At 72.4% G+C, this 12466-nt stretch carries 14 protein-coding genes; all 14 read left to right on the top strand.

The annotated features are described in order from the left end of the window. Window positions 1–17 precede the first annotated feature (17 nt). Entirely contained in the window at window positions 18–617 is a 600-nt protein-coding gene (locus ABH937_RS27420; protein ID WP_370219830.1) for a hypothetical protein, read from the top strand. 2 nt (window positions 618–619) lie between these two features. Further along, window positions 620–1318, top strand: a complete 699-nt coding sequence (locus ABH937_RS27425) for an ATP-binding protein (RefSeq protein ID WP_370219831.1) — start codon at window positions 620–622, stop codon at window positions 1316–1318. Between the two features lie 3 nt (window positions 1319–1321). Beyond that, window positions 1322–2776 carry a Mur ligase domain-containing protein gene (locus ABH937_RS27430; protein ID WP_370219832.1) on the top strand — a complete coding sequence of 485 codons (1455 nt, stop codon included), beginning with the start codon at window positions 1322–1324 and terminating at the stop codon, window positions 2774–2776. 145 nt (window positions 2777–2921) lie between these two features. Then, window positions 2922–3143, top strand: coding sequence for a hypothetical protein (locus ABH937_RS27435; RefSeq protein ID WP_370219833.1), 222 nt, complete (start codon window positions 2922–2924; stop codon window positions 3141–3143). Continuing rightward, window positions 3140–4309 carry a LuxR C-terminal-related transcriptional regulator gene (locus tag ABH937_RS27440; RefSeq protein WP_370219834.1) on the top strand — a complete coding sequence of 390 codons (1170 nt, stop codon included), beginning with the start codon at window positions 3140–3142 and terminating at the stop codon, window positions 4307–4309. The genes ABH937_RS27435 and ABH937_RS27440 overlap by 4 nt, the downstream gene beginning before the upstream one ends. Then, window positions 4306–4917 (top strand): DUF5753 domain-containing protein, encoded by a 612-nt coding sequence (locus tag ABH937_RS27445; RefSeq protein WP_370219835.1) that lies wholly within the window; start codon window positions 4306–4308, stop codon window positions 4915–4917. The genes ABH937_RS27440 and ABH937_RS27445 overlap by 4 nt, the downstream gene beginning before the upstream one ends. A gap of 52 nt (window positions 4918–4969) precedes the next feature. Next, window positions 4970–5881, top strand: a complete 912-nt coding sequence (locus ABH937_RS27450) for a hypothetical protein (protein WP_370219836.1) — start codon at window positions 4970–4972, stop codon at window positions 5879–5881. A 195-nt stretch (window positions 5882–6076) separates the two neighbouring features. Then, on the top strand, window positions 6077–6517 hold the full coding sequence (locus ABH937_RS27455) for an NUDIX domain-containing protein (RefSeq protein WP_370219837.1): 441 nt from the start codon (window positions 6077–6079) through the stop codon (window positions 6515–6517). Further along, entirely contained in the window at window positions 6514–7431 is a 918-nt protein-coding gene (locus ABH937_RS27460) for an aminoglycoside phosphotransferase family protein (RefSeq protein ID WP_370219838.1), read from the top strand. The genes ABH937_RS27455 and ABH937_RS27460 overlap by 4 nt, the downstream gene beginning before the upstream one ends. Next, window positions 7428–7898, top strand: a complete 471-nt coding sequence (locus ABH937_RS27465) for an NUDIX domain-containing protein (RefSeq protein WP_370219839.1) — start codon at window positions 7428–7430, stop codon at window positions 7896–7898. Before ABH937_RS27460 ends, ABH937_RS27465 begins: the two co-directional genes overlap by 4 nt. A gap of 72 nt (window positions 7899–7970) precedes the next feature. Continuing rightward, window positions 7971–9974 (top strand): ATP-binding cassette domain-containing protein, encoded by a 2004-nt coding sequence (locus tag ABH937_RS27470; protein ID WP_370219840.1) that lies wholly within the window; start codon window positions 7971–7973, stop codon window positions 9972–9974. Window positions 9975–10105: 131 nt separating this feature from the next. Next, window positions 10106–11035 (top strand): protein phosphatase 2C domain-containing protein, encoded by a 930-nt coding sequence (locus tag ABH937_RS27475; protein ID WP_370219841.1) that lies wholly within the window; start codon window positions 10106–10108, stop codon window positions 11033–11035. Beyond that, complete coding sequence (locus ABH937_RS27480; protein ID WP_370219842.1) at window positions 11032–11703, top strand: 2'-5' RNA ligase family protein; 672 nt, start codon at window positions 11032–11034, stop codon at window positions 11701–11703. The genes ABH937_RS27475 and ABH937_RS27480 overlap by 4 nt, the downstream gene beginning before the upstream one ends. A 72-nt stretch (window positions 11704–11775) precedes the next feature. Next, window positions 11776–12450, top strand: coding sequence for a 2'-5' RNA ligase family protein (locus ABH937_RS27485; protein WP_370219843.1), 675 nt, complete (start codon window positions 11776–11778; stop codon window positions 12448–12450). Window positions 12451–12466: the final 16 nt, after the last annotated feature.

Consider the following 12466-nt stretch of genomic DNA (forward strand, 5'->3'; position numbering starts at 1 on the left):
ACACAGGAAGACGCCCGGTGCCATCCCTCCGCTCCTCCACCGAGGACTGCCTGCTGCTCGACCGGTGCCCGTCCTTAGCGGTCCTCGTGGCCGGCCCGCCCGGCACCGCGCAGGTTCTGGCGCGATCCTTGAGCGATGCCGAGCTGCGACCGGTCACCGAGCTGCTGAGCGTCACGGCCCCCGGCAGTGGCCTGGGCGAGGACCCCGACGCAACGGTGACCCTCGGCCTGGGCCGCATCGACCTGGAGCGGGCCGCGGTCACCCTGTTCGCTGTCCCGGACGAGGAGCGGTACTGGTTCCGCTGGGAAGAGCTGCTCAGTGCCGCTGATGCCGCGCTCGTGATCGCCGACCCCCAGGACCCGCCGGGCTCCCTTGCCACGACCGAATACCTCCACCGGCGCGGCATCCCCCTCACCGTGGTCATCGACCAGCCCGGCACGGAGCGGCCCGGCACCGCAGCCACCGTCCGCCGTGCCCTGCACCTGAACGACCCGCGTATCCCCCTCGTTACGGCCGATATAGGAGAGCGCGGTGCCGCGGTGCGCTCGCTGATCGCGCTCGTCGAACATGCCCAAACCGCCACCGGTGGCGCCCCGTTCCCGCAGCAGAGGGGCTGACCATGGACGCCCACGCCCACAGCAGGCCCGCGCCGGCGGGGTACCCCCACCCGCCCCGGACCGACGGCCCGGGCGAGCCCGGCCCGGCCACCGATGCGGAGCCCGTACCGACCGACCCGCCCCTGCTGGTCAAGATCCTCGTCGCGGGGGCCAACGGTGTCGGCAAGTCCAGCCTGCTGGCCGCGCTCAGCGATGAACCTCCTCAACTGGCAGAGGAGTACGTGAGTGTCACGGCGCCCGGCCACCCCGCGGGTCCGGAGGCGACCCTGGCCCTTGCTGTCGGCCGGATCACCCTGGAGGGTGCTGCGGTCCTGCTGCTCGGGACGCCGGCCGACGCCTCGCTGTGGTGGCGGTGGGAGGAACTGCTTCACGACGCGATCGGTGCAGTCGTCGTGGTCGACGTGCACCGCCCCAGTGACGGGCTTGCCGCGCTCTGGGCCTTCGAGGAGCACGGCATCCCGTCCCTAATCGCGGTCACCGACTTCCACGGGCTGCCGGTGAACGAGCAGCAGATCCGCAACGATCTGTGTCTGGGCGCCGGGCCGGACCGGGTGCACCTGGTGCTCGACGCCCGCGACCGCGCCGCCGCCCTGAGCGTCCTGGTGACGCTCCTGGAGCTGGCCGTCGCCCGCGCCAGCCCCCAGCCCCCGGCCCATTCCTCCGACCCGACCACCACCGAGCCCTTCACACCCCGGAGCTGACCGATGGACCACCCCCACCGCTACGACGGACCAGGCAGACTCAGCGCACCGCACCTCGTCGGTATCGACGAGAGCGGCATGCCGGCCCTGGCACAGCTGCTCCTGCAGCGCGGCGCCCGCGTGACGGGCTCCGCCGCGGCGGAGAGCGAGATCACCACCGGGCTGGCGAAGGCCGGCGCCCGCATCACCTACGGCTTCGACCGCGCCAACGTCCGCGCCGACCGCTCCGCCGTGCTCTGGTCCCAGGGCGGCGTCGCCCAGGAGATGGAACTCGTCCGCGCCGAGGAAATGCGCCTCGCGATTCTCCACCACGCGCAGGCCCTGGCACTGCTCACCCACGAGGCCGAGTCCTCCGTCGTGGTGACGGGCAGCCACAGCATCGCCAACGCCGCCGCGATGCTGGTTGCGGCACTCGACCACCGCAACCCGTCCTACCTGCTGAACGACGCGCCCCTCGGCCGCGATCACGGACACCACACCGGTGGCGGCCTGCTGATCGCCGCCTCGCAGGACGAAGACCAGGACAACGCCATCCCCTCCCTGCGGCCCACCGTCACGATCATCCTCAACGTGGCCGCAGCCCCTCCCCGCCACCGGGACCGGGAAGCCGCGTTGGAGGAGCTGGAGGAGGCCGCCCGGCGCAGCTCCACCGTCGTGCTGCCCACGTTCGACCCTGGCGCCTGCGCCCTCGCGACCCGGCTGACCGAGCACTCGGGACCGCGGGTGATCCGCGTCGGGGAGAGCCAGGACGCGGACGTGCGGGTCATGGGAATTACCTGGGACGGGACACACAGCAAGGTCACCGTGCAGGACACCGACGGGTCCTGGCACACCATGAAGGTTGCGGTCGCTGGCCGGCACAACGCACAGGCGGCGGCCTTGGTCTTCGCCGCCGGCCGCGTGCTGGGCGCCCGCGGCGAGGACCTGGCCCTGGGCATCAGCGAGAACTTCACCGGCGTCGAGCGCTCCCTGACGCCGCTCCACCGGCAGGGCGGCATCACCGTGGTCGACTCCCTCGCCACCCACCCCGACGAGGTCGAACACGACCTGCGTGCTGCGCGGATGCTCACTGAGGGCAGCGTCATCGCCGTCCTGGAACCCTCCGGGTGGGCCCGCACCGTCGCCCTGGGAGCGGAGCTCGGCAGCCGCCTGTCCCCGGCCGACGAGGTGGTGCTCCTGCCGGTGCACGCCCCCGACTCCCGGCCGCACCCCGACGCCGGCGCCGGCGCCGGCACCGCCGCCATCGCCCGCGCCGTCACCGCCAACGGCCTCGCCGCCGAGCACGTCCACGCCCTGGACGACGAGCAGGCCGACACGGAGACGGAACAGCTGATCGCCTCACTCGCCACTCCCGGCGACCTCGTCCTGATCATGGGCACCGGCCGCGCCGCCCGCCTCGCCCGCCGCCTGCTCTTCCACCTCGGCGCGCCCGCGGCCCCGATCCCCAAGGACCTGTAGGGGCGCCCGCAGCCGGCCACCGCCGGCAGCAGCAGGTAGGGGAGTCGCCGCCCCTGCCTGCACGCCGGCTTCACCGCTCCGGCCCCCGGCGCTCAGCGCAGCTGCCGCACTGACCCCATGGGTCCAGCTCAGATGAGAGAAGGACATGACCAACCAGACCTACGAGTGGCAGCCGATCGGTGACGCCATCTCGGAGCCGTCCGCGATCCGGCCTCTGCCCGTCCGAACCCCCGGCACCCACCGGCCCGACCCGGTACCGCTCGATACAAGCTGCGACTTCTTCGCCGCCCGGACCGCATCCACGCCCCGCCACCACCGCGACCTGCCGCGCTCCGGCACCGTGCAGCCCGGGCCGGAGTGCGCATGACTACCTTCCAGGCGGCCCGCAGCGGGCCCGGAATCGCCCTCAGCCCTCAGCAGTGGGCCGAGCGGGCCGGCATTCCCATCGCCCTTGTGCACTTCGCTGACGACCGGGACCGCACGCCGATCATCACCGCCACCGTCCTGCACACCGAAGACGGAGAACAGCGCTACTGCAGCCTGGTGGCGCGCTGGGGCGGAACGGACGTACGCACCGAGGTGACCGCCCCCGGCCACCCCGCCTACCCGGCTGGCCCGACGGCCACCCTCCACGGTGCGCTGCCTGATGGGCCCGGCACCGCCGAGCCGGACATCTGGGACTCCCACCTGTCCATCGACGGCAGCACGGTGCCGGCATGGGACCGCCAGGCGGCCGGTCTGGTGGCCCGCGCGACCGCCCGCCACGGCTGGCACATCCTCGTCGTCACCGAGGTCGAGGACGAACAGCCCAAACAGGTACCCCGCCTGACCCTCATCCTGCCGCCCCATCGGCCGACCGCGGGCCCAGGCAGCATCGCCCACCGCCCCGACGAACAGGACCCCGGGCAGCAGGCCGGTGCGGACGGGCTGGAGCCGGCCTGCGGTTCACCGGCGACTTGTGTCAGCAACTGGGCGCGCGAGCACCTCGCCGCGCTCCAGGTCCCGCCCGCGCGACTGGCGGGCCTCGCCCCGCGCATGCTCGAGGTGCTGAAGCTCGCGGCCGACGGCCACACGGACGTGCAGATCGGCGCTCAGCTCTACCTGAGTCCCAACACCGTCAAAACCCACCTGACGCGGGCGTACGCGCTGCTGGGCGCGGCCAGCCGGACCGGCGCGATCCTACTGGCCATCGCCAGCGGAATCATCAGGATCGACACCGTCCGGCCCGGCCCGGTCGTCGGGCCACCGCAGCTGACCGGTCACCAGATCTCCGTCCTGTTGCTCATGGCCTGCGACCTGCCCGGCACCGACATCGCCTCGCGGCTGGGCATCAGCGTCGACACCGTGAAGTCCCATACCCGCGAGATCTTCCAGCGACTCGGCGCCCAGCGCCGCCACCGTGCCGTCGTGCTCGCGGTACGAGCGGGCCTGCTGCCCCTCCCGGGGACCGCCCCGGCCCCAGCCCCGAGTACCCGGCAGCCCTGCCCGACAGTCGAAGCCCCCGTACCCACGAGTGCCAGGAGCCACCAATGAGCACCGAACCGCCCCGGGCCCCGGCCAGCACGGACCACCTGCTGCAGCAGGGCACCGGCCCCACCCAGCAGGGCTTCCTCGGCCTCGCGCACGAGAGCCGGGTGCAGGCCGCCTACTGCCCCGCACTCATCAGCGGCGCCCTCCAGACCCCTGACTACGCCCGTGCGGTCCTGCGCAGCGTCATCAGCCTCCACCAGCTGCCCGACGACGTCGAAGCAGGCGTCGCCGCCCGTACCGCCCGAGCCGGCTACCTCGGCGCGGGCGGCCGCACCCATCACGTCCTGCTTGGCGAGCAGGCGCTACTGACCACCATCGGCGAGCCCGCGGTGATGCGCGCCCAGCTCCTCCACCTGCTCGACCTACTGGAGACCCCCGGACTGAGCGTGAGCGTCATCCCCGCCCGCGCCCGGCTGCGCGTCTACCCGGGCGGCTCCTTCACGATCTACGACGGGATCCGCGTCGAGGTCGAGGGGTACGCCGGCCCGCACACGATCACCGACCCGGACCGCGTCGCCGTCTTCCAACGCGCCTTCGACCTGCTGCGTGACAGTGCCCACGGCGCGCCCGACGCCCGCCAGGCCATCACCGCCGCTCTCGAACACGCCTGAACTCAACGGACCGACAGCACCAGCCACCACCCCACTTGCGGAGGGCCAGCTCATGAGCGTCATCACCATCGGCTCCTACAACCTGGAGCACGACGGGTGGACCCCGGACGGCAGGGGCGGCGGCCACCTCGACAAGTGGTACGCCGCGCACGAGGAACTCAGCAAGATCCCCTTCGACATCCTGTTCCGTCAGGAGATGACCCACTCCAGGGAAAACGGGAAGCGTCTGATGTTCGAGGCCGAACGCATGCTCGCCATGCGCGGCTTCCTCGCTCCCACCGAGACGAAGGAGTCCCCCAACCCGCCGGGGGTCTTCATCCGCCCGGACACCTTCCGCGTCCTCGGCGAGTGGCCGCAGGACAACGACTGGTGGCACGCTCCCTGCGCGCTCCAGGTGAAACTCGCTGAACACGCCACGCCGATCCACCTCGCCTCCGTACACCTGGGCTCCCGTGCCCCCGAGCGCCGGCAGATCGAAGCTCGCAGCATCACGACCTGGAACCGCCGCAACCTGGCGGTGATCATGGGCGGCGACTTCAACTCCTACAGCCAGTCGGGCATCGAACAGCAGGCGTTCCCCAACTGGCCGGACCTGATCGACCGCGGCCACCAGGAACACCGCACCCGCGGCGGCGTGGAGACCGATACCGAGCCGGACCGCATCCTCACCGCCGTGGGTCTGGACGACGTCGCCGTGCACGCCGCACGCCACCTCGGGCAGACGGACGCGCTCGCCCCCACCGCCAGCCTCTACCCCGAGACCAACCGGCGCCAGGGCCCGCGCCAGCGCATCGACCAGCAGCGTGTCTCCCGCTCCCTGCTGCCCGCGCTGCGGTCCTTCACGGTCGTGCCGCTGCCGTTCTCCGACCATGCGCTGACCTGCTCCGTATGGGACACGGACGAGCTGCTTGCCGGGCTGGAGCGCCACCCGACCTTCGACTACCGGCGCAGCGCACCGGCGTAGGCCCGCACAGCATCCGCCGCCGATGCGCAGGACGGCGGGTGCACGCCACCGCGCCGGGCTCGAACTGATGTCGCCCCGATCGAGTGAAGCGCGCGGCGACACGCCGCCCGCTGTCCGTCGCTCCTGCCAGGATCGTCGCTCCAGGCCAGCACCGAAGAGCTTGCCCCATCAACATCCTTGCTATCAGGAGGTCTTGTGACCTACAGAACGGTGATCGGCGTGCACCTGGTCCTGATCGAAGAGGGCCGCGTGCTGCTGGGGCTGCGCCGCAGTGCCGCCTACGCCGACAAGACCTGGCACACCCCGGCGGGCCACCTGGAGCACGGGGAGAGCGTGGCGGCGGGCGCCGCCCGCGAGGCCAAAGAGGAGCTGGGGATCGTCATCGACCCGGCGGACCTGGAGCTGGTGCACACCCTGCATGACCTGGACGCCGACGACGGAGCGGGCCGGCTCCAGCTCTTCTTCCGGCCCGCCCGGTACACCGGCGAGGTCACCAACGCCGAGCCGGACAAGTGCCACCGGCTCCAGTGGTGGACGCTCGATGCCTTGCCGGAGCCGGTCGTCGGCTACACGGTCCAGGCGCTGGCCGCGATCGCTGCCGGGGAGCCGCTGTCGGTGCGGGGGTTCTCGGCATGAGCTGGGACGGACCGGCGTTGGTGCCGGTGGACGTCGAGATGCTGCTGGACCGGGCGATCGGCCGGTGGCTGCTGCTCGGCGTGCGCTCGCCCGACCGCACCGGCGCCCCGTCGGTCTGGGAGGTCGAGGACACAGCCGGACACCGATGGTTCGCCAAGCGCCACTGGAGCGAGATTCTGTACGAGCGCGAGACGAGGGCGTACGACGAGTTCGTGCCCGCACTCGGGCAGCGACGGGCGTCCTGGATCGCCGACCGCGACCCGGCCACCCGGCTGATCGTCACCCGCGGCCTCAAGGGAGAGCCGCTGAACAAGATCCAGCTGAACGGCGTGCAGGAGCAGGAGGTGTTCCGGCAGGCCGGCGCGCTGGCGGCCCGCCTGCACGCCCTCAAGCCCACGCGGGCACCCGAGCCGGTGGGTGATGTGCTGTCGTGGCCGCAGCAGCGGACGAAGGCCCTGGACATGGCGATGGACCTGGGCCTGTCCGCCGAGGACCTGGGGGTGCTGGCCGCCGCGTGCGCCGAGGCCCCGCCGCAGCTTCCCGCCGGGGTGTGCCACGGGGACTACAGCCCCCGCAACTGGATCATCCAGCAGGGCGGCGAACTGCGCCTTCAGCTCATCGACTTCGAGCGCACGACGGTGGAGGAGCCGGCGCGCCACGACCTGATGCGGATCATCTACCAGGTCACCGCCGGGCGGCCCGCGCTGGCGGAGGCGTTCTTCGACGGCTACGGCCGCCACCTCACCCAGGCCGAGCAGGCGGCGTGCCGGGCGTACGCGGCGCTCGACTGCCCGTCCGCACTGAAGTGGGCCGCCGACCACCGCGACGCCGAGATCCACGGCTACGCCCGCCGTGCACTCGACCTGCTGCGCGCCGAGGTACAGCCCTCCCCGACATCCAGGAGCAGCGCATGACCACCATGACCAGTCGGCTGACGGTCAGCGTCGTCGTCCACGACCGCGAACTCGACCAGATCGTCACCGTCCACTACGGGAGGCGCAGTTGGAACCCGGACCCGCTCTGGACGCTGCCCGGCGGCAAGGTCGACCTCGGCGAGAGCGTGGACCGGGCCGCTCTGCGCGAGCTCCACGAGGAGACCGGCCTGGTCGTGGACCCGGTGGACCTGCGCCTTGACCGGGTCCTGCATGTGGCCCAGGGCGGGGACGGCCACGGCCCGTACGTCCACTTCCTGTTCGCCGCCGACCGCTGGCACGGCGAGCCGGTCAACCGGGAGCCGCACAAGCACCTTCAGGTCCGCTGGTCCCCCCTCGACGCCCTGCCCGAGCCGATGTTCTCCGGCACGGCGGCCGCGCTCACCGGCTACATCGAGCGGGGGCCGCAGTTCGTCGCCCTGAACTGGCCCTCGCTCAGTGTCGGGTAGCGCTCCGGCCTCCAGCCCCGTCAGGCCCTGCCCGCCCACCCCGTTGCCACCACGACGATGAGGAGCGACCGCGTGACCACCGCCACCCTCGACAACACCGAGCCCGACAACCCCGGCTCGGAGAGCGAGCAGCTGCTGTTCGGCGGCCCGATGCGCTACGACTACGGCTGGGCCAAGCACGAACTGGCCAGCGGCGAGATGACGTTCTGGGCCATCGCCCGCCAGCTGCCCGGCATGCTGCGCCTGGCCGGACGGATGTCCTGGCGGGCGGACCGCACCGCGCTGATCACCCTCCTGAGTGCCGAGGTGCTGCGGGGCCTGGCCACCGCCGTGGGCCTGCTGGCCACCAACAGGGCGCTGCGCGCGCTGCTGTCCGCCGGGACCGTCCACCACGCGCTGCACACCGCGCTGCCCGCGATCATCGCGGCCGGGACGGTCGCCGGCCTGTCCGCGGTGCTGCTGGCCGCCTCCACCTGGGCGACCGGCCGCCTGGAGCCGGCCGTCTTCGAGCAGGCCACCGCCGACTTCCTGCGGATCGTCAGCCGCACCGAACTGGAAGCCATCGAAGACCCCGAGTTCCTGTCCGCCGTCGACTCCGCCCGCTTCGGCGCGACCTCCGTCCAGCGCCTGGTCGGCCAGGCCACCACCGTGCTGACCTCCAGCTTCAGCCTCGTCTCGGTCGCCAGCGTGCTGTCCGTCCTGCACCCGGCGCTCCTGCCGATGCTGCTGCTGATCTGCGCCCCGCGCGGCTGGGGAGCCGTGCGCACCGCCCGCCGCCGCTACGCCTCACGCCGCGCCTGGCTGCAGCACTCGCGCGCCGGCGCCCTGCTGGCGGACATGCTGGTCCACCCGTGGTCGGCGGCCGAACTGCGGGTCCACGCGTCGGGGCCGTTCGTGCTGCGGCATTACGAGGCGATGGCGCACGAGGCCGCGCGTGAACAGGGCCGCCTGGCCGGGGCGAAGGCCCGCACCGACGTCCTCACCGCCGCGCTGGCGGGTCTGGCCCTGGTGGGGGCGTACGGGCTGCTCGGCTTCCTGGTGGCGGGCGGCTCGATGCCGCTGGCGGTGGCCGGCACCGCGGTCCTGGCGATCCGCAGCGGATCGGGCAGCATCGGCACGCTGGTGTCCCAGGTCAACTCGCTCTACGAGGACGCGCTGTTCGTGCGGGACCTGGACACGCTGCACCAGGAGGGCGCCAAGCGGGCCATCCCCACAGGCGGCACCGAGCTGCCCCAGCGCCCGGCGGTGATCCGCGTGGAGGGTGTCTCCTTCACCTACACCGGCCGCGACACCCCGGCCCTGGACAAGGTCTCGCTGGAGATCCCGCGGGGCAAGGTGATCGCGTTGGTGGGTGACAACGGCTCCGGCAAGAGCACCCTGGTCAACCTCCTCTCGGGCGTCTACCAGCCGCACGAGGGACGGATCCTGTGGGACAACGTCGATACCGCCGGCGCCGACCGCGACCAGCTGTTCAGCTCGATCGTCTTGTTCGCGCAGAACTTCCAGCGCTGGCAGTTCACCGCGCTGGCCAACCTGCTCCTCGGCCGCCCCGAGCAGCACATCGAGCAGGAGCAGCTGGATGCCTCCGCCGCCTACGCCGACCTGACCGAGGTGATCGGCGACCTGCGGCGCGGCTGGCGCACCCTCGTCTACAAGGGCTTCGAGGGCGGGGTCAACCTGTCGGGCGGGCAGTGGCAGAAGGTGGCGCTGGCCCGCACGCACCTGCGGGTCACCACGCGGGGTCCCGGCGGCCGGCTGCCGCACCTGGTCATCGTGGATGAGCCGACGTCCGCCTTGGATGCCCGGTCTGAGGTGGCGGCGTTCGAGCGGATCCGGGAGCTGACGGCCCTGGGCGTGACCGTCGTGCTGATCACCCATCGGCTGGCCGCGACCGCCAAGGCCGATCACATCTACGTCCTCGACCATGGCCGGCTGACCGAACAGGGCTCCCACGGCGACCTCATGGCCCGCCCGACACGGTATCGGGAGGCGTATCTGCTGCAGGCGGAGCAGTACCAGACCACACCTGTGCCCCATCAGGTCCCCGGCGCCGACCGGACAGCAACGGCCCGTTGACAGCGCGGCGCGAAGCATCTCAGGCGTGCGTCGCTGCTCTCCGCATAACCGTGGCAGGCCCTGGCCCGACGGCCCGGGTGCTGCCCCGGAACTGTCCCTGTCCGCCCGAACGCCCCTTGGAGCAACCAACCGTGACCACACCAGAACAGCTCACCGTCGACGTCCCATCACCCGCGCTCACCGAGGAGGTGGTGCTGGCCGGGCGGGCCGGCAGCGCCGCGCGGCCCAGCGAGGACCGCATCCTCACCACGTCCACCGCGGTCATCGTCCTGGACGGCGTCTCGACCGTCGGCGACGAGCAGCCGCGTGGCGCCTGGTACGCGCAGACGCTCGGCGAACTCATCGCCCGGCGGCTGACCGAGGAGCCGGGCGCAGACCTGCGCCTGGTGCTGGAGGCCGCGATCGATGCGGCCACCACCGAGCACGGCCTGCAGCCGGGCGCCTCACCCGCCGCGACCGTGGCGATAGCCCGCGCAGCGGCCGGGACGCTGGACGTGCTGGTCCTCGGCGACAGCCCCGTCATCGTGGCCGACCGCAGCGGCGCCATCCAGCAGGTGCGTGACGACCGGCTCGCTAACCTGGTGACCGGCCGACCCGAAATCGCCGAGGTGCAGCAGTCGCTGCTCGCCGGGCACGGCTTCGGCGAGTACCACCACAGGCTATTGAGGGACCTGCGGACGTTCCAACTGAAGAAGACCAACAGGCCGGGCGGCTACTGGGTCGCCGAAGCCGTCCCGCAGGCCGCCCGGCACGCCGTCACCGCCCGCTTCCCGCTGCGCGAGGTTGCGGCGGTGCTCGCCATGACGGACGGTGTCTCGTGCGCGGTCGAGGACTACGGCCTCTACTCCTGGAGCGAGTTGATCGCCGAGTGCGCCAGTGCCGGCCCCGCCGCGGTGCTGGGGGCCATCGTCCGCGCCGAGACGCAGGACCCCGACGGGCGGGTCTGGCCCCGCTACAAGCAATCCGACGACAAGGCCGCCGTTTTCTGGCCGCTGCCAGCGCCCACCGCCTTGGGCCTGGCCGCGGCCGAGGGCCCGAGCGCCAAGGAGGCCAACCGGTGAGGCAGTTCATGACGCCCGGCCGCCACTGGGGCCGCGAGGGCGGACCGGATGGGGACTGGGTGCGCCCGCACGTCCTGTGGCTGCCGCAGGACCAGCCGCAGGTCCTCGCCTACTTCGCCCGGTTGCGGGAGATCACCACGCCGTACCCGGACGTGATCTCCACGATCCACGAGGACGACCTGCACATGACGATCCAGAAGATCGACCCGCACGGCGCCGACGGCCGGCGCGTGGACAGCGCCATGCTCAAGGCGGCGGCCGTCGCGGTTCAGCGGGAGCTGACCGATCTGGAGCCGTTCACCATCGAGATCGGCCCGGCCAGGGCCTCCGGCTCCGCGGGGATCGTGGAGATCTGGCCCGAACAGCAACCGGCCGAGCTGTACCGGAGGGTGCGCGCCGGACTCACGGCGGGCGGCCTCCAACTACCGCCCGCCGAAGCCGACTTCTGGTGCCACATGTCCTGCGGCTACGGCGTCCAGGACACCGACACCCCCGAGTTGGCCGCCCGCTCCGACCGGCTCGCCTCCGACCTCGGCCGCCGCATCCGACCGGGCATCCGCACCAGCGCCACCGTCGCGAGCGTGTGGCTGGTGTGGGAGCGCCAACACGCCGCCCCGGTCCGCTACACCTTCGACCGCATCCACGAGCTGCATCTCGGCCGACCCTGACAGCCCTGGGATGCCGCGCCGCCCGGGCGGCGCGAGCCCCGCACCAGCACCCGTACGAGGAAGAGGTTGATCATGGAAAAGTTCACGCCCAAGTTCCAGGGCGCGCCGTGGATCGACGGCGCCCGGGTCCTGCACGTCTACGCATGCCCTCAGGTGAAGTCCGACCCCGCGCTGGCCCGCCTGATTGGCGACTGCCGCGAGGCGATGAGCCCGTTCCCGATCACCGCGATGGGCGACGACACGCTGCACTGCACGATCGAGATGGTCGCCGACACCACGGCCGACAAGATCACGGCCGAGGAGCGCGACGAGCTCGTCGCCGCTCTTCGCGAGCACCTGGCCTCCACCGGCCCGGTCGAGGTCACCGTCGGATCGCCGATCGCCAACCGGGCCGGCGCGCTCCTGGACGTCTATCCGGACGGGGGCCTCGTCGACCTGCGGGAGCGTGTCCGCGACGCGATCCGATCGGTGCGCGGTCCCGGCGCGCTGCTCCACGACGGCGGCCGGCCCCACGTCTCGCTCGGCTACGCCTGGGCCGAGGGCTCTTCCGACGCGCTGCAGACAGCCCTGCGGCGGATCTCCCCCAGCCACGCCGTCGTGCGGTTCACCAGCCTGCACCTGCTCGACGTGCAGTTCCAGCAGCGTCCCCGGACGCACGGCGCCAGCGCCTGGGAGCTGTCCTGGCAGCCGGTGGCGACCATCGCACTGCCCGGTCCCACCAGCACCGGGGATCCCCAGGGTGCGTGATCGCGCCGGCCCGGTT

This window comes from Kitasatospora sp. GAS1066B (assembly GCF_041262605.1).
Classification (GTDB): domain Bacteria; phylum Actinomycetota; class Actinomycetes; order Streptomycetales; family Streptomycetaceae; genus Kitasatospora.